Source organism: Lysinibacillus sp. Ag94 (assembly GCF_023242215.1).
Classification (GTDB): Bacteria; Bacillota; Bacilli; order Bacillales_A; family Planococcaceae; genus Lysinibacillus.
Genome location: NZ_CP096780.1, coordinates 4,404,805 through 4,423,568 on the forward strand (window position 1 = coordinate 4,404,805; position 18,764 = coordinate 4,423,568).

Consider the following 18,764-nt stretch of genomic DNA (forward strand, 5'->3'; position numbering starts at 1 on the left):
AATATATCATCTAATCAAAAAGATGCCTATCGATATATCAATTCTTTTCAAAGGCTAGATTCCCTAAGCAAAAGGTTTTCTCTATTTCCCCCTCAGCATTAAGCCAAATAACATCTGCATCTTTCCCTACAGCAAGAGAGCCTTTACGATTGGAAACTCCTAAATGAATTGCTTGATTTAGAGAAACAAGACGAACTTGTTCGATTAGTGAAAGTGTCAGCCACTCTTCTATGTTTTTTCTTGCTGTATTCATAGTCAAAACACTTCCTGCTAAGGAGCCTGTTTTACGTTGAATACAGCGATTATCAAACACTTCTACTTCTTCGCCACCTAATGTATAAATACCGTCTGGCATGCCCTTTGCACGCATACCATCAGTAATGACAAGCATGCGATTCAACCCTTTCATTTTACGAACCATCAACAGCAAATCTTTATGAAAATGTATATTGTCTGGAATCAGTTCAACATAGACATCATCTTCTAATAGCACTGCCCCTACAACACCTGGATCGCGATGATGAATGCCCCTCATTCCATTAAATAGATGGGTCGCATGTGTAATACCAGCTCTTATGGCACCGATAGTCATATCATAAGTAGCATCGGAGTGACCAATAGATGCAATCACATCTTTACTTTTCAATGCCCGAAGTAATTCAAAATTCACATCTTCCTCTGGTGCAAATGTGACCAAGCGAATTAATTGATTTGACTTGTCATATAAATCATTAAATTGCCTAGCATTTGGTTTTAAGATTGATTCCTCTGGCTGCGCTCCCTTTTTTAAGCGATTAATAAATGGGCCCTCCAGGTGAATTCCTAGCATTTCAGCTACCGCAGTAGGCTGTTCTTTGTTATAAAATGCAAGTGCTTCGATAGCAGCTTCAATTTCTGACATAGGACTTGTCGTCGTTGTTGCTAAAAAGGCGGTTACACCTTCACTAGCTAAATATTTTGCGATTTGTGCATAATTAGCAGGGACGCCATCCATAAAGTCATGCCCTAAAGCACCATGTACATGTATATCAATCATCCCAGGGATAATATAGCCTTGTTGCTGACAATCAATAATATTGTCGGCAGAAGTCAACGGAGGGCAATTGTTCATTTCATCAATTGCTGCAATATTCCCATCAACCATTTGTAAAAAACCATTCGTTAAAATGCTTTCTTCCATCACAATATTGGCATGAATGATCCATGTTTTATTCATGAAGTCACCCCTTCATTGGGATAATGTTCTGCTTTTATTTGTGCTTCAGCTTCCGTTTTCTTTTTGAAAATATGCGATGACATCCAAGATAAAAATAAAGCTGTTAAGCTAACGCCGAAAAACGGCAATAATCCTGGAATCCAACTAAAAATGCGATATAATATGGCCATCCCTACAATAGAGCCAATCATTTGAAGTGGATATGCTACGCTAAATAATATCGAAACAGCAAAGTAACGGATAGGTGGTAGCTCATAATGAGCGTATATTTGGAAAATATTCAATACCATAATGCAAAATAGACTACTAATCGTCACAAATAAGGTAAGCAATAGTAAACCTGTCACCCCATGAAACGATGAAATTATTTGGAAATTAATTGTTAAAAAGTAACCGATACTTAAAATGATAATGCCTATTTTATTCGATGAAATAAACTCTATTTTATATGTCTTCCAATATGTTTTGACAAGTAGTTTTAAATCGTCATCCCCTTGCAATCTTTTACGTAATGTTGTAAACATCGCAACAGTTGCGGGAGTAATCCCGAATAAAACAAGTCCAAGTAAGGTTAAGCCAATCCACATTAACTGTAACACTGCCAACAATGTTATTAACTCAACTGTCCAGTATAATTTCCCTTTCCATCCTTCAAATTTCATTTATTTTGCCTCCCTACACTAGAAATCCATGCACGACTAAAGTCGCCGCTATGTCTCATTCTTACCTCATATTAACTGGCAGTAAGGCATCCGCATAAAAAAGAATGAGTACGTTGAAGCACAACTGCCAGTAAATGTTCGATTAGTTCAAGACAATCGGTTGTTGTTCACACAAGCGTTGTTATAGGAAGTAGCGTTTTAGCCCGTGTTCTTTGTTACACTTTATTTTTTTGTACGGTCATATGCTGCTTGGGCGACTTTCATATATTTCTCTAAGCCCATCTTCTCAATTGTTTTTTTATAGTCATCCCATTTGTCGAAGCTTGCCTTACCTGTAATAAAGCTTGCTGTCATTTCATCCACATATGTTTGAATGTCTGTTAAAATAGCTGACACTTGTTCATTTTCCTCTAAAGTGTAGTTCAAGCCTGGAATAATGTCTTCATCTTTCAATGCATATGGCATTACTTGCTGAGCATTGTTAATTGAATTTTCTTTCGCTTCTGCCCCTTGGAAATACTTTTGTGTAACGATTCCAGGGTAGTAACCGCCTGGCCATGTTAGGTAGTCGCTTATTGCTTGGTCTAAGTTTTTACCATCAGGGTTATTGGTAATGTTATCGACATACTTTACATTACCAGCTGCATCTTCCTCGTAAGTTACACCTTTAAAGCCCATGAAGAACATTTTTGTTCCCTCATCACCATATAAATGGTCAATCCATCGTACCATTGCTTCAGGATTTTTCGCTTTATCTGTTACAACAAACATTCCTAAATTACCAAGACCGTTAGACATAGCTGTATATTGACGATCTCCATTAGGGCCTTCTAATACATGCGCACCTACATAACCATCTAATTTGAACAGTTCTTTCGGATCTACTTCACTTAGCATACCGAAAGTTCCTTTACCCGCTTCAGCAGCGAATTTTTGGGGCTCCGTTGTAAATACATCTTTATTGATTAAATCTTCACTATACAATTTATTTAAAAATTCAAGCAATTGTTTGTATTCGTCTGTTGTTGGAACGAAGCGGAATTCTTCAGTTCCTTCTTTAAAGTCTAAATTCGGATTCATCGTTCCTTGTTTGTTCAAGCCGAATGAACCCCTTAAATAATCAATAAATTGCTTAATTCCATAACCAGATCCCCAGCCTTGCTCGTCCCGTTGACCGTTACCGTTTGGATCGTTTTCTTTAAATGCTTTAAGCACTTTATATAAATCTTCTGTCGTTTCAGGTGATTTTAAGCCTAGTTTATCTAGCCATTGCTGGTTGATCCATGGTGCTCCTACACGAAGTGACTCAAACTTTGGATCATAGATTGTTGGGAAACCATAGATATTTCCATCTGCCATCGTAATCCCTTGCTTTACAGTCGGGTATTCTTCTAAAAGCTTTTTGAAATTCGGCGCATATTTCTCAATATAATCATTTAATGGTATGAATACGCCTTGCTGACCATACTTCAGTAAATCAGTTCTTGAGAATGCCGATGCAAAGAAGATTTCTGGATAGTTCCCTGCTGCTAAAAGTAAGTTCTTTTTATCCGCTAATACTTCGGTTTGAACGGTTGTCCAATTAATATGGATGTTAGACATTTTTTCGTATTCTTTCCATAGCATTAAGCTATTCCAATCTTGTGAAGCAAAAAACTTAGCTGCAAAACCATCTACTTCAATTTTATCTTTAGCAATAGGCATCCCCGTAGCATTCACATTATCAGCATTGCCGCTTGTACTTGCTTTATTTTCTTTATTATCTGAACAAGCTCCTAAAATACTAGCTGCTAACATCATAGTTGCCATCAAACCATATACACGTTTCTTTTTCATCGCCATTTAAATCGCTCCTTTTCTTTAACCTTTTAATGAACCAATCATGACACCTTTTACAAAATATCTTTGTAAGAACGGATAAAGCATTAGCATTGGTAGGTTGGCAATGATTAAAACAGCATATTTCAACCCTTCAACGCTAAGTTTTTGAGCTAGAAAGCTTTCTGAAGTTGCTTGAATCATATCATCGGCTTGTCCTTGAATTAAGATTTGTCTAAGTATAAGTTGGAGTGGAAACTTGCTTTGGTCTTGCAAATAAATTAAAGCTTGAAAATACGAGTTCCAATGTCCTACTGCATAGAATAAAACCATTACGGCCATAACAGGGAATGATAGCGGTAGTACAATACTCCATAAAATCCGAAAGTTCCCCGCTCCATCAATCGTAGCGGATTCCTCTAATTCATGAGGAATCGATTGGAAGAATGTTCGCATAATAATAATGTTCCATACAGCAACAGCATTCGGAATAATCATGACCCAAAATGTATTAATCATGCCTAAGTCACGAATTAATAAGTATGTTGGTATTAACCCTCCGCTGAAAAACATCGTGAATACCATAAATGCCATAATGAAACCTTTACCTTTCAAATCTCTACGTGAAAGTGGATAGGCAGCACAAATTGTCAACACAATATTCAATACCGTTCCGAAAAATGTGTACTTTAATGTATTGATAAATCCATTAATAATATCTGGATTTTGAAATACCTTTTTATATGCTTCAACAGTAAATTCCTTCGGCCATAACCACATATCACCCGAGATAACATACTGCGGATTACTTAATGAAGCACTTAATACAAAAAGCAATGGGTAAAGAACGATAATCGCAACAATTGCTAAAAAAATATAATTAAAGATTGTAAACGCTCGATCGCCTTTCGATTCTTTCAATTTCACCACTCCCTTACCATAGGCTTGTATCACTTACTTTTTTCGCTATTTGGTTTACCATAATGAGCAGGATAAAGTTAATGATAGAGTTGAATAAACCTACAGCCGCTGAAAAGCTATACTGTGCTTCTAAAATCCCACTTCGATAAACAAAGGTTGAAATGACGTCCGAAGTCGACATATTTAAATCATTTTGCAATAAAAATACTTTCTCAAATCCAATCGCCATAACTGATCCTACGTTCAAGATAAATAAGATAACAATTGTTGGCATAATCGCTGGGATGTTAATATGAATAATTCTCTGGAATTTTGAAGCCCCATCCATCATTGCTGCTTCATGCTGCGCTGGATCTACCGCTGATAAAGCTGCAATATAGATAATGGAACTCCACCCCATTGTTTGCCATACGTCTGATAGTACATAGATTGACTTAAACCATGCTGGCTCTGAAATGAAATCAATCGGCGTACCACCAAACAACATGATAACTTGGTTAATCATCCCGTCTGATTTTAAGAAAAGTAATAACATACCGACAACGACTACTGTTGATAAAAAATGCGGTGCATAAATAATGGTCTGTACAAACTTTTTAAAGCGAAGACTTTTCACTTCATTTAACAGTAACGCAATAATAATCGGTACAGGGAAAGATACTAGTAGCGTAAATACACCAATACCAATTGTATTTTTAATTAATCTCCCAAAATAATAACTATCAAAGAAGCGTTCAAAATGCTTAAAACCAACCCATGGACTACCAGTAATCCCCTTTGTAGCGATAAAATCCTTAAAGGCAATTTGCAAACCGTACAACGGGTAATAATGGAAAATCAAAAAATAAAGGATCACAGGGACTAATAATAAATAAAGCTCCCAATTTTTTCTGATAGACTTCTTCCACTCTATCCAGTGATTCCTCTTTACTTTTGATTGCTTTTTGAACAAACGCTTTGTTTTAAATGGCTTTTCTTCAACAGTTGTTTCATCCAAAAGCGTCATACATACACCCCCTATTTATCAATGCTGTAGAATAGTAGATTCCTGTGAAATTTCAACAACTCTTCCCCCATTACGGAGCGATTCCGTTGCTGCACAGCCAACTGCTACGCTCATACGACCAGCAAATGGAGTTGTTAAAGGCTCTTTATTGTAAAGTATTAACTCTACGAAATCTTGCGCAATTTTAGGATCTGCTCCCCCATGGCTTCCTTCCTCGGGTTTCATTTCATAAACAACATCACTAAGCTCTTCCCAGGAATTAGATTTACGTGTCTTCAAATAAATTTTATTGTTCACATCATCATTTTCGATCCGCCCTTTCGTACCGATAAATGTATAATTTCGTGAATAATCTGGGGTGAAGTGACATTGTAAATAGGAAGCTTTTATACCACCCTCTAATTCCATAATAAGCATGTTATTATCCTCAACATCAATTTCTTCTCGGAACGCACATTCCGTGAATGTATGTGGGACATATTCTGGACATGTTTTTTTCTGGTCACATGTTGGACATGTTAACGTATTTGGTTTATCACCACCGTAATAATCTAAGCTACCAAATGCAGATACTTTCGTCGCATGTTTTCCAGAAATCCAATGAATCACATCTAAATCATGTGAGCCTTTTTGCAGCAACAGGGATGTTGTATTTTTGGAATTACCATGCCAATCGTGATAATAGAAGTAACCGCCAAAGCCAACAAAGTGGCGGACCCATATGGCTTTTAATTCTCCAATAGCGCCCGAATCGATTAAGCCTTTCATCGTTTGATACATACTCATATATCGCATATTAAAACCGACCATTAGATGCTTCCCTGATTTTTTCCATATATCTAAAATTCGATCGCATCCCTCCACTGTAATCGCTAAAGGTTTTTCAGCATATACGTGCTTTCCTGCTTCTAAACAAGTAATAATATGCTCTTCATGTAAATAATCCGGTGATAAGACGGCAATAGCATCAATATCGTCTCTTGTTAATAATTCCTTATAATCCTTCGTTAAAAATAAAGGTGTTTCAAATTTTTCTTGAAATTTATCTAAACGTTCTTGAGAAATATCAGCTAAAGCAACAATTTCTGATTCCCCATCAGGCTTATGCCAGTATTGAGCTAAACCTCCTCTTAATCCCGCTCCGATTACGCCAATGCGTACTTTCTTCATTGATGTTCCCCCTCTAAAAATTTTGCATTTATTTGTATTAAGTAAACGTTTACATTTGATACTGATTTTACTAATCATCCACAACAACACGACTACATGACAACACGTTGTAGGTACAAGTTAGATCAAAATAGTATAGCGAATATTCCAAAAATTACGATGAAATAAATATATAATTCTAACCATAAATATGTCAATACCCCAAATTTTAGTCATAATCTCTTCTAGAAAAGTTGACTCATCCAAGAATACAGAAAATTCAATACATTTACAAAAGCTCAACCCTCTCTGTAAAAAAAGATATTATTCCCTCGCAATAAACTAAAATTCCCACCTTATAATGGTAATCCATAAATTATATAATATAGGTGCAGGAATATTACACCATTTATTATAAGTTACATAATATTAATGGATATTTTCTCTAAAACAATTACACTAAACATACGTTAAAGTGAAGCTTTAATATTGGAGGAGGTTTTCTTCATCCTCCATCGTGGCTCACCGCCCGTTAATGTAGGATTGCAGAAAGGGAGTTGCAACATGGAAGAAATATTGACGATTACGAATTTGACAAAGAGTTATGGTAGTAAGGAAATATTAAAAGGGATCGATTTGCACGTCTCGCGAGGAGAAATAATTGGTTATATTGGCCCGAACGGTGCAGGTAAAAGTACCACTGTCAAAATCATTTTGGGGATCGAAGGTGATTACGGTGGAGAAATTAAACTTTTCGGAGAGAATATCGGAAAAGACAGCATTGAATATAGACGGCGAATTGGCTATGTACCAGAAATAGCAGATGTGTACGATAATTTAACTGGTTATGAGTATTTGACCTTCATCGGCCAGCTTTATGGCCTTGAATTTGAAGTCGCTGCGGATAAATCAAAATCCTTAATGGCATTGTTTGGTGTTGGTGAAGCATATCATTCAAGGATATCTTCTTATTCAAAAGGGATGCGGCAAAAGCTATTAATTATCGCCAGCCTTATACATAATCCCGATTTGTTATTTTTAGATGAACCGATCAATGGCTTAGATGCGAATAGTGTGATGATCTTTAAAGAAATTTTGATTCAATTGGCTGCCCAAGGAAAAACAATATTTTATTCCTCTCATATTATGGATGTTGTCGAAAAAATCAGTAGTCGCATCATCCTGCTGAATGATGGGAAAATCGCTGCCGATGGGACATTTGCCCAACTACAGGCAAATAATACCGAAGGAACTCTAGAAAAGATTTTCAACCAATTGACGGGCTTCCATGATCATCAGGAAATTGGTGAGAAATTTGTTTCTATAGTGCAAGAGGTATGATCATGAAAGATTTCAAAACTTTACAAGTGCTTGATAAGATACAATTTGTTTTTGTGAAAATGGGCATCGATTACGAAATGATGAGAAAAATCCTCCATATTAAACTCACAATGGATGAACGTAAAGTACCGACAATATTTAACCAAGCATCAAATAAAAACAACAAAGAGCAAAAGAATGGCTACATCAAATCTTTATGGATTTATGTTTTAATGGGACTTATGCTAGTTCCTTTTATGGGATTTGGTCAAAACTATCTTTTCCAAATGAGTATTGCTTATGCAATGATTATTTTTATCATCATGACAACATTGATTGCTGATTTTTCTTCGGTACTTTTGGATGTAAGGGACAGAAGTATCCTATCAACCAAGCCGATCTCTGCTAAAACGATTAATGCGGCCAAGTTCATGCATATTTTCATTTACTTGACGTATTTAACTATTGCGTTCACTGCCATTCCCCTTATGGTGGGCCTATATAATCAAGGGATTGTATTCTTTATTTTAACTGTGCTCTTACTCGTTTTAATGAATATTTTTATTGTTGTATTAACTGCTATTTTATATATTGCTATTTTAAGATTCTTTGATGGAGAAAAGCTGAAAGACATCATCAATTATGTACAAATCGGCTTATCATTAATGTTGATGATTGGCTATCAAGTTCTTATTAGATCCTTTGAATTCGTTAATTATGATATGGCGCTAACATTTCATTGGTGGAGTATTTTTTTAATCCCAATGTGGTTTGCCGCTCCTTATGAACTACTACTAAACAGTGACAGCTCTTTATTTACAGTGGTGTTTAGTATGTTTGCTGTCGTCATGCCAATCATCTCGATATGGCTATATGTAAAGCTGATTCCAACCTTTGAACGAAATCTGCAAAAACTATTAAACACAAGCAAATCGAAAAAAGAAAAGAACAATCCACTTAAGACCCTTTTGTTAACAATCATTTGTAGAACGAATGAAGAAAGAGCTTTCTACCGCTTTGCTTCCCTTATGATGAAACAGGAGCGAGAGTTTAAACTGAAAGTATATCCATCTTTAGGGTTTTCTTTTGTCATTCCGTTTATTTTTATGTTTTCTTTTTCAAGGTACGAAGGTGTTGATTATGCCGTTAGCATGGGCTATTTAAATATTTATTTCAGCATGCTAATTATTCCTTCAGCTGTACTCATGCTTGGACATTCAGGAAAATATAAAGCAGCTTGGATCTATAAAGTCTTTCCAATCAAAGACTACACAAACTTGAAAAAAGGAAGCTTAAAAGCATTTTTGATAAAGTTGTACATTCCATTGTATATTTTTCTAAGCATTATTTTCTGCTTCATTTTTGGTACGAGAATTATCTTAGACTTACTGATTGTTTTAGTAACAAGCTGCATGTACACCATCATTTGTTACATCGGCATGGGAAGCAACATTCCTTTCACAAAGCCCTATAATGAAGTTGGCGATGGCCAGAGTTGGAAAACGCTTATATTGCTTATCCCATTAGGTGCTTTGGCAGGACTGCATTACTTCTTGACTTCTCATACTACTTATGGGGTAATCATTTACTTAATCGTACTTGTCATCACGAATTTCGTTCTATGGAAGTTTGCCTTTAAGCGTACGAAAACGGCTTGAGCCTAAGCTCAAGCCGTTTTATTTTAAAAAGCTTTTCTCTCATATATACGAATAGATAGTAGCCATGACCCAATAAATAAAATAATAACCGTCATGCTAGCTACAAAATACATTTGCGTTTCTTGTAAAGTCAAGAATTTTCGTGCTAATTCTCTTAATATATCATTTATAGGAACTAGTAAACTAATGGATAACATATAAATACCAAATAAAACACTTAAAGCAATCAATAAATATTGCGTTTTAAATTTATAGGAGATTGGAAACATGAATGATATAACGACCATCACTAGACCAATAATAAGCAACATTTCTTTCCATATGAAAAGATCCCCTTTTCCATTTATGAGGAAATTCCCCACATAAATCATGAAAACAAATATTGTTGTAAATAGCAGTGAACCTATATATTTTGAACTGACAATTTCCTTTCGCGTATATGGTAGAGAATTAAGCAAAATATTAGCATTGTCTTTTTCATCGTAAGCGAAAGCATTTAGTATAAATATTACACTATAAAGAAATCCCAAAAATAGTAGGGAGGGTACACCTGCCCATAAGTAGATTATTATAGTAGCAATGTAAAATAAAATTAATTTCTTTTGTATTAAAACATCCTTAAGTATAAGGTTAATCATCCAATTACCATCCTTTTTCCTATATTACATACTATCTTTAAACTTAGGCTTAAATATATTCACCACACGAATTTAACAGCTGTCTCCATCACTCATCCTCTGAATACAATAGTGTGAGCATTTCTTTAAGCTCTGCTAAGCCAATATTCATTTCTTTAGCATTTTGGATGGCAATCAATAGATTTTCTTCGATTACCTTTACTTTTCTTTCTCTTATCATTTCCGTATTTTGCTCTGAAATGAACGAACCTTTCCCCACAATAGAATAAATAAATCCGTTTTTCTCTAGCTCTTCATAAGCGCGTTTTGTCGTAATAACGCTAATTTCTAAATCCTTTGCAAGCTGTCGCATAGACGGCAATGACTGCCCCTCTTGTAATTCACCTGATAAAATTAGCTTTTTGATTTGACTATAAATTTGCTCATAAATCGGTTCTTTTGAGCTGTTTGAAATAATAATTTGCATGCAAATACCTCTTCTTTATTTTTATGTGTCAGCACAGAAGACGTTGGTTATTCTAGTTAGCATGAGCAATTTTTTATTTCAGCATGCTAATTACTCGTCAGTTGTACTTATGTTTGGACATTCAGGGAAATATAAAGCCATTTAATGTCTTTCCCATAAAGATTACATTGTCTATAGTTTAGAGTATAATTTTCTGCCTCACGAAAATTACCTTAGATTTATTAAATATGTTAACATACTGTCATTTGTTATAGCGGTATCGGAAGCCACGGTCGGCGATAGGACATTGTGTTTAAGTAACTTAAACAGCTTGAGCCTACATCAACGGGCTCAAGCTGTTTTATTTCAAAAAACTTTTTTCGCATATATTCGAATAGATAGTAGCCACGATCCTACATATAAAATAATGATTGTAAAGATAGCTACAAAATACATTTGTGTTTCTTGTAAAGTCAGAAACTTTTGTATCAGTTCACTTAATGTATCATTAAAACTAGGGAATAAATATTTAATGGTTACCAAATATATACCAAATAAAGTACCTGAAGCAATCATTAAGGCTTGCGTTTTAAATTTATAACAAATTGGCAGTATGAATGATATAGCGACCATAACAAGACCGATAATTATCACTATATCTTTCAATAAAAACAATGTCTCTTTTCCGTTTAAGAGGAAATTACCTAAATACGTAATGAGTATAATTAGTGATGTATATATCAAAGAACCTATATATCTCGAACTAACAATTTGCTTTCTCGTATATGGTAGCGAATTAAGTAAAATATTAGCATTATCTTTTTCATCGTAAGAAAAGGACATGGTAATAATCGCTAAACTATATAAGAATCCTATTTTCACTAGGGACACATTTATTAATAAATAAAGAATAATAGTAGCAATGTATAATACAATCATTTTCTTTTGTATTAAAATATCTTTAAATATAAGGTTAGCCATGCAATCACCATCCTTTTTTCGTATAGTACATAATATCTTCAAGCGTTGGTTTTTCCACAATAACAGAATCCCCAAATATGTTTGCCACACGATTTTTATCCGCTGTTAATGCCTCAAAGCCTATGTTCGATTTTCGAATTGCTACAAACTCTCGTTCCGTTTCCTGATCCAATAAATTCAATGTCCCTTTGACAATAGCATATTCCTCTTCAATCTTATAAAACTCCTTCGTGAATATATGTTCACCGTTATGAACAAAGGTAATATAATCCGCAATTCGGTCTAAATCTGTTGTTATATGTGTCGAGAAGAAAATCGTTTTATCTTCATCTTGCATTAACTCATGTAGAATATTTAGTAGCTCCCTACGAAATATCGGATCGAGCCCGGCGGTTGGTTCATCCATAATAATTAATTCTGCATGATGAGCTAACGCTATAGCTAACGAAGCTTTCATCTTCATTCCCTTTGAAAAGGTCTTCATATATTTGTTCAATGGTAGCTCAAACTGATCAACATAACGTTGAAAGGCAGCATCATCCCAGTTTTTATAGGCTGGTTTAATAATCCTTTTCATATCCTTTAACGTTACATATTCATAAAAGACATTTTCATCATAGACAAAACCAATACGTTCCTTTATGTCTTTTTCATGCTTCTTATAATCCATCCCAAACACTGAAACAGTACCACTATCTTGCTTTAGCAAGTTCATAATCAATTTGATTGTTGTTGACTTTCCTGCACCATTTCCCCCGATAAATCCAGTTACAAAGCCCTTTTTAACGTTAATAGAGAAATCTTTTATCTGAAATCCCTTAAAAGATTTATGAACATGCTGTAATTCAATGACATTTTCCATTCTTCACCCTCCGTATTGTAAGCATTTCCTTGAGCTCTTTAAGGCAAATTTCTACACAATGTATATATACTATATATACAATATATACACAGTAAACATATTTTGCAAGTAATAAATTATGATTGTAAATAAAAAACGAAAACATGAGATTGTTAAATCACAAGCTCATGTTCGCTGTTTTTAATTATTTAGTTGATCATACTGCCAATTAGCTTTAGCTAACTATTTAATTGGCGCATTATTAATTGTTGATAATACTTCATTCACCTCGAAGATCTTCCCACGAATATCGGTAATGCCGAAACTTATTAATCGTTCTGAATGCATAGTTAAATATTTCTCTGCAGCTTTTTTGGTTGCAAATAAATATATCCCACCAGCTTCTTTAGCCGCAGCATTCTCAGTCCAAACTTTCCAAATCATACCCGACACTTCGTTAATACTTTTTGCTAAATCAGTAAATGCCTCGGACATTTCTTCACCGAATGGCCCGTCCATTGTAAAATCAACTTGTAATAAATATTTCATGTATAAAACCCCCACTTTTATTTTTTCTATAACAATTAGTAATTTTTATGGTTCTTCATCATGATGTGTGGTGTTGATTTCCGTTCCGACTGGGCGCTTTTAGCTGCCACTTCGCTTTCGCTACAGAAAACATTGTTGCCGACTCTTCGCCTAATATAACTTGTCGTAATGATCCACAAAAGTATCAAATTGAAAAAAGTATCATGATTCGTTTAAACACTATCTTTTTAACTACCCCTCTGAAGGATTTAGCGTTCCAATATATAATCGATAAATTGCAGCTTTTTGCCATTCATTTCGAACTTATTATCACTTATAGACAGTTGTTTAAAACCATTCTTTTCAAGAACCCTTTGAGATGCAATATTATTTGTTGTTGTTTTTGCTTTAATCTTTTTGACACGGATTTCTGTTTCTAATAGTAGTTTTAAGGCTCTAGCCGCTATTCCTTTGCCCCCATATTCTTGTCCCACTCTATAACCGACTTCTGCTATCTCATTCGTTGTATCCATATCTACTAAATTAATTCTTCCAACAATACTGCCTGAGTTATCTCTTATTAAGTAAAATTTCGATTTATTTTCTTGTTGTTCTGTTAAAAGCTCCCTATGTCTTATTTTAAATGTCTCAAAATTATAATAGTCTTCTCCACGACCAGGTACCATTTGTTCAAAAAATAGTCTATTATTCTTTTCAAACTCAAACAATTCTTCTGCATCGCGTTCTTGTAAGCAAATAATTGAAATTTCCAAGCTAATTCATCCCCCTCGTCCTTTATGCTCCAAATCCAAATTTGTAAGAAAAAAGCAAAAAACAAACTCTTTACGCTATCATACATAAGAGTTTGTTTTTAATCTATTGGAATGAAGAAATGTATAACAATTCAAATAAAAAGAAGAATCAACCACCTAAATCTTTTAATCGTCTCCGAATAGTAGCTTCTGAAACGCGAAATATTTGTGCAATTTCTCGATTACTTTTTCCAGCATCCTTTAACTGCAGCAACTCCAATTCGTTTATGGCCACTTTTGGCCGTCCATTTGAATTTCCCCCTCGCCATTCCTTATTTTTCTTTTTACTTTTCAAAAATTTCCCGAGCATTTTCTCACCTTCTCATGCGTCATAACTCTATATTATCAGTTATATAGCCTCTTTATAAAAAAGAAAGTAGACCGATATCTACTCTCTTGATTGTTTAGGAAAAATATAAAAATAAAAAACAAAACCAATGATAATTGCGGGTAGTAAAGCAATTCCTATATTTTGCACAAATTCACTTGCAAGCAATTTGAAAATCTCAATAATATCCTTAGATAAAATGTTTTGATACTGTTCTGCACTTGCCAAACCTCTAATTATTAAGGTTACAGTAAAAATAATGATATAACTAATTAAGCTATATTTAATACTTAATTTTACTTTTTCTTTATCGTCGTTCTTTTCCTCTATTAATAATGTTTCCACGCTGATATCAAGAATCTCCGATATTTTCAGCATATTTCTCTTACTTGGATAACCATTCCCAAGTTCCCATTTGGATATAGACTTATCACTTACTTCCAAAATCTCAGCTAGTTCTTGTTGGGTGATTCCTTTTTCTTCTCGAAATCTTTTTAGTTTTAAACATAAAATGTTTTTCTCCATTTTATTCCTCTCCCATTACCTTAATTTACGGTTATTATCACATATTAGGAATTCTATTTACAGGAATTTTCGGAAATAGAGAAAAGTAGAACTATATATAAAAGTGCGACAAAACTCATTAAACAGATTTTTGTCGCACTTTTTATTGGAAATCCATTTGAAATTACCTAAAACTTATATATTCTTTTTCGAAAACTCCGTATGCAACAAGCTATAGATTAATTTTAGTACCGGATCCGAGTGCTTTTTATGTTCTGATCTTCACGGTATATAAATATACTCACCATCAACATATTCCTGTATTAACTCTAGCAACTCAGCCATTAGAATATGCTTTGCATCTATACGCTTATTCTTTACTTATTAATTTTAATTTTTCATAGCCCTTTATATGTAAGCTTAGTTGTTTTTCCTTATTCCAAATACTATATGGGTATACTAAATTAACAACGGTTTTCCCATCTTTCAATTCTGTAGTAACGCCCCTTGCATAAAAGGACTTTCCTTTTTCATTTATTAATGCCCATTCAAAAAATTGATTTTCATCCTTGGAAAGATCTGCGTCGACCATTAAAGATACATGCATAGAGCCATTCGTAAGGGTTGCTGATTGTAATTGAATGCCCTCAACAGGTTTTTCCGCTACAAATGATTGCGTTACAACCTTTGTTGGTGTCAATGTAAATGGCCATTCCCCATCAATAGAGACAATCCCTTTCTTCTCTGTATAGAAATGAATTGTTTCAATTACTAATTGAGCGTTATCTAAGGAAGGCCATGCCATCTTTTTGGATTCTAATAAAAGTTCTACTATTATAGATTGATCGTTCTCTTTTAGCGTATTCATATATGGGCTCGCAGCAATGACTGTTGGCGCGAGAGGCTTTGTGTCTGACACGAGGGAGTCAATTTCTTTCCCAGCCGAATCATACATACGATATTCGATGAATACGTCGTAAATATCTTTTATATCAATATTTTTCGGTAAAATTTCCATTCCCAACCCTACTCGATAGGCATCAGCAAATGTATTTTTAAGTGTAACCGTAACATTTTGTGAACTTTGTGATATACCAACATATTGTACCTCCCCGTTTTGACTAGCAAGTTCAATCCCAGCGTCCTCGAACCCTAGAAACGCTTTTAGTTTGGCCATTGCTGTATCATTAGACAAAATCATACCCGAAGCGAGCACTGCACATGCAGCCGCAGCTGAAATAGGCTTCAACCAACGTTTTTTTGTCTTTTTCTTGGATTGAGAGCGAATCTCTGTATATGAACGATCAAAAGCTTTTTGGACAATATCCGGTATTTCTTGTTCTCTATTCATTTCCTCATGTAAACGGTCGTCTAATGATTTTTTCATAGTAATTGAACCCCCTCAACATAATAATTATTTTTCAAATATTGCTTTGCTCTAGAAATCCTCGACTTAATCGTCCCTTCTGATTCTTGAAGAAATTCGCTAATTTCCTTTGTCGTGAGTCCATTCACATAATAAAGCGTTAAAGCAATGCGATAGCTTTCATCTAGACTTTCTAATGCCTCATCAAGTTCAAGTGAAATTTGATCTTGGTGTCGTAGTTCATGCAATGTCGTCACATTTAGTGTTACAGTACGCTGACCCTGCTTCATAAAGCGATAGCAGTTATTTAAAAGAATGCGACAAAGCCATGTATGAAAATATTTTGCTTCTTTTAGAGAATCTATTTTTTCAAACGCAGTCAGTATTGTGTCCTGTAAAAGATCTGCAATGTCCTCATCTTTCAAACCAAGTCGTTTTGCTGTCCGGTAAAGCGTCATTTCGTATTGACGGATTAATTGTATAAACGCTTCTCCATCTCCCTTCTTTGCTTTTTTTACAAGAATCTCGGATTGCATATAATCACCTCTTTTTCTCTTTACATACCGTTAGAGCATTATGATTGATAGTTAGTTGCATCGATTTATTATTTATTACACTAAAAAACCGACGAAATAAAGGTCGGTTGCCGCCTGCTATTAAATTAAAACAATTAACACTGTTTACTCTCCGGAAATAGGTATTTCCGATCTGCTCAAGCTTTTATAAAGTTGTCGAAAAATTTAAGGACTATTAGCCCCTGTTTTGTCACAAACTAAGTAACAAGTCTCGCAATATATTATTGACATTCCTGCTCCATTACATAATACTATACTTAAAATTTGAGTTTTTTTAGGTATAAAGTTCCGACAAAACTCAAAGGGGGAAACTATTTGAAAAACAAAAGTATTAAGCGACGATTATTGTTTTTTACATTAAGTTTGCTGTTATTGTCATCCGTAGTTAATTCCGTATTAGGTGTATGGATTGTTGGCAAAAATAGTAAAGAAGTTTTAATTGAAAAAGCTAATGAACAGGTCTTTGAAATCGCCAAGCAAGCTGAAACTATATTAAATTCTGAGAACGACCCCATCCCATCTTTACAAGATTTTGTGGAGTCAAAAGCACAACAAGAGAATGTGACTTATGCTATTGTCATTGATACCAATGTAAAAGCTGTGGCACATAGTGATAAAGGGAAATTAGGAAAAACATATGAGGATGCATACACAATCGATGGTGCTAAACACGGAAAAAAGCAATTTACGAGATGGTATGCTGAAGTTCAAGATATTTGGACATACGACATCATGGAGCCTATCTATAAAGATGGTGAACTTTATGGCGTAATTGACATTGGGGTGCCTGAAAGCGGCATTCAATCTATTACAAACTCTGTACTAGGCTATCAGATTGTTACAGGCATCGTGAGTTTTATCATTATAGGTGCTTTAATGTGGTGGATTATTGGTCGCATTGTTGCTGCCATTAAGAATCTCGAAAAGGTTATTCATCAAACTGCAAGCTTAGATTTTACTGAAAATCCTGAGTTAGATAAGCTATTAAATCATCAAGATGAAATTGGTCTTATGGCAAAAGGCATCTCTAGCATGCGCTCTGCATTAAAGAATGTTACCGTCAACATACATAACACTAGTTCCGAGTTATCAGATTCCTCTAACATTCTTATTCAAATCGCAGAAGATACGGTACGTACGACTGACGAGATTAGCTCAGCCATTAATGAAATGGCAAAAGCTACAGAAGAGCAGGCACATGATACAGAACAAAGTGCAGAACAATTAAATCAACTATCTGGAAATATTGATCGTGTTATTGAGCATACAGAGAAGATCGCTTCTATGACAGAAGATATAGGTCATTTAAGTAATCAAGGTGTAGGAACTGTCAACCAACTCTCTGTTTGGTCAGAGAAAAATCGCGAATCTTCACAACAGGTAAGTAATATCGTTCAAGAAGTAGATAAAACTTCATCTGATATATCAAGTATCGTCAATACAATTACAGATATCGCAACTCAAACTAATTTATTAGCTCTAAATGCATCCATTGAATCAGCTCGTGTCGGTGAAGCCGGTAAAGGTTTCGCGGTTGTCGCTGATGAAATTCGAAAATTATCGGAACAGACATCTAATGCTACTGAGGATATTAAAAATAAAATCTCTGCCATTCAGGATATTTCTAAAAGTGCTGTGCAGGAAATTAGTACAAGCCTTAGTATTGTCGAACAAAATGCAAAAGCTACAAAGGATACTAGCGAAATTTTCCACACAATAAAGGTAGCTCTAGATCAAACGAGTGAAGTGGCACAAGAGGTGAAACATTTATCTCATGAGATGGATGAACGCAAGGAGCAAATCATTAGTGCCATACAAAACATATCTGCTTCTGCAGTAGAAACCTCTGCTGGAACAGAACAAGTTTCCGCTTCCGCAAATGAACAACTTAAAAGCATTGAGACTGTCTCTGAAAAAGCTAAAGACCTAAATGCCATTGCTGATGCTTTAAGAGACGAAATGAAAAAATTCACTATTTAATATAAAAAAGCTGATT

Annotated in this window: 19 protein-coding genes; 3 read left to right on the forward strand and 16 right to left on the reverse strand. The window is 34.8% G+C overall.

Annotated features, from left to right (window positions below; translation table 11 throughout):
- Positions 1-37: 37 nt before the first annotated feature.
- The 6 genes from nagA to MY533_RS20890 all read right to left on the reverse strand — a co-directional run bounded on the left by nagA (position 38) and on the right by MY533_RS20890 (position 6,793).
- Entirely contained in the window at positions 38-1,216 is a 1,179-nt protein-coding gene (gene nagA, locus MY533_RS20865; RefSeq protein WP_248717443.1) for an N-acetylglucosamine-6-phosphate deacetylase, read from the reverse strand.
- Complete coding sequence (locus MY533_RS20870; RefSeq protein WP_248717444.1) at positions 1,213-1,878, reverse strand: YesL family protein; 666 nt, start codon at positions 1,876-1,878, stop codon at positions 1,213-1,215. Before MY533_RS20870 ends, nagA begins: the two co-directional genes overlap by 4 nt.
- Before the next feature lie 222 nt (positions 1,879-2,100).
- On the reverse strand, positions 2,101-3,714 hold the full coding sequence (locus MY533_RS20875; RefSeq protein WP_248719268.1) for an extracellular solute-binding protein: 1,614 nt from the start codon (positions 3,712-3,714) through the stop codon (positions 2,101-2,103).
- Positions 3,715-3,738: 24 nt separating this feature from the next.
- A complete protein-coding gene (locus MY533_RS20880; RefSeq protein WP_248717445.1) occupies positions 3,739-4,617 on the reverse strand; it encodes a carbohydrate ABC transporter permease in 879 nt (292 codons plus the stop codon).
- Between the two features lie 13 nt (positions 4,618-4,630).
- Positions 4,631-5,623 (reverse strand): ABC transporter permease, encoded by a 993-nt coding sequence (locus tag MY533_RS20885; RefSeq protein ID WP_248717446.1) that lies wholly within the window; start codon positions 5,621-5,623, stop codon positions 4,631-4,633.
- A gap of 18 nt (positions 5,624-5,641) precedes the next feature.
- On the reverse strand, positions 5,642-6,793 hold the full coding sequence (locus tag MY533_RS20890; RefSeq protein WP_248717447.1) for a Gfo/Idh/MocA family protein: 1,152 nt from the start codon (positions 6,791-6,793) through the stop codon (positions 5,642-5,644).
- A 543-nt stretch (positions 6,794-7,336) separates the two neighbouring features.
- On the opposite strand from MY533_RS20890, the gene MY533_RS20895 reads away from it, so the two are divergent.
- Both MY533_RS20895 and MY533_RS20900 read left to right on the forward strand, forming a co-directional pair.
- Positions 7,337-8,113 (forward strand): ABC transporter ATP-binding protein, encoded by a 777-nt coding sequence (locus tag MY533_RS20895; protein WP_248717448.1) that lies wholly within the window; start codon positions 7,337-7,339, stop codon positions 8,111-8,113.
- A gap of 2 nt (positions 8,114-8,115) precedes the next feature.
- Positions 8,116-9,750, forward strand: coding sequence for a hypothetical protein (locus MY533_RS20900; protein WP_248717449.1), 1,635 nt, complete (start codon positions 8,116-8,118; stop codon positions 9,748-9,750).
- Between the two features lie 23 nt (positions 9,751-9,773).
- Here the strand turns inward: MY533_RS20900 and MY533_RS20905 are convergent, their stop codons facing one another.
- The 10 genes from MY533_RS20905 to MY533_RS20950 form a co-directional block, all read right to left on the reverse strand.
- The gene (locus MY533_RS20905) at positions 9,774-10,388 is read right to left on the reverse strand and encodes an ABC-2 transporter permease (protein ID WP_248717450.1); all 615 of its coding nucleotides are present in this window, start codon (positions 10,386-10,388) and stop codon (positions 9,774-9,776) included.
- Positions 10,389-10,476: 88 nt separating this feature from the next.
- Positions 10,477-10,854 (reverse strand): GntR family transcriptional regulator, encoded by a 378-nt coding sequence (locus MY533_RS20910; RefSeq protein WP_132361203.1) that lies wholly within the window; start codon positions 10,852-10,854, stop codon positions 10,477-10,479.
- Positions 10,855-11,199: 345 nt separating this feature from the next.
- Entirely contained in the window at positions 11,200-11,814 is a 615-nt protein-coding gene (locus MY533_RS20915; RefSeq protein ID WP_132361201.1) for an ABC-2 transporter permease, read from the reverse strand.
- A gap of 4 nt (positions 11,815-11,818) precedes the next feature.
- A complete protein-coding gene (locus MY533_RS20920; protein ID WP_248717451.1) occupies positions 11,819-12,676 on the reverse strand; it encodes an ABC transporter ATP-binding protein in 858 nt (285 codons plus the stop codon).
- Between the two features lie 222 nt (positions 12,677-12,898).
- Positions 12,899-13,204, reverse strand: coding sequence for a monooxygenase (locus MY533_RS20925; protein WP_248717452.1), 306 nt, complete (start codon positions 13,202-13,204; stop codon positions 12,899-12,901).
- 248 nt (positions 13,205-13,452) lie between these two features.
- Positions 13,453-13,956 (reverse strand): GNAT family N-acetyltransferase, encoded by a 504-nt coding sequence (locus MY533_RS20930; protein ID WP_132361195.1) that lies wholly within the window; start codon positions 13,954-13,956, stop codon positions 13,453-13,455.
- Positions 13,957-14,104: 148 nt separating this feature from the next.
- Positions 14,105-14,305, reverse strand: a complete 201-nt coding sequence (locus tag MY533_RS20935; protein ID WP_248717453.1) for a winged helix-turn-helix transcriptional regulator — start codon at positions 14,303-14,305, stop codon at positions 14,105-14,107.
- Positions 14,306-14,383: 78 nt separating this feature from the next.
- Complete coding sequence (locus tag MY533_RS20940) at positions 14,384-14,848, reverse strand: helix-turn-helix domain-containing protein (RefSeq protein WP_248717454.1); 465 nt, start codon at positions 14,846-14,848, stop codon at positions 14,384-14,386.
- A gap of 349 nt (positions 14,849-15,197) precedes the next feature.
- Positions 15,198-16,214, reverse strand: coding sequence for a DUF4179 domain-containing protein (locus tag MY533_RS20945; RefSeq protein ID WP_248717455.1), 1,017 nt, complete (start codon positions 16,212-16,214; stop codon positions 15,198-15,200).
- Positions 16,211-16,729 carry an RNA polymerase sigma factor gene (locus MY533_RS20950; protein WP_248717456.1) on the reverse strand — a complete coding sequence of 173 codons (519 nt, stop codon included), beginning with the start codon at positions 16,727-16,729 and terminating at the stop codon, positions 16,211-16,213. Before MY533_RS20950 ends, MY533_RS20945 begins: the two co-directional genes overlap by 4 nt.
- A gap of 354 nt (positions 16,730-17,083) precedes the next feature.
- Between MY533_RS20950 and MY533_RS20955 the strand changes: the two genes are divergently transcribed.
- Positions 17,084-18,748, forward strand: coding sequence for a methyl-accepting chemotaxis protein (locus tag MY533_RS20955; protein ID WP_248717457.1), 1,665 nt, complete (start codon positions 17,084-17,086; stop codon positions 18,746-18,748).
- The last annotated feature ends 16 nt before the right edge of the window (positions 18,749-18,764 follow it).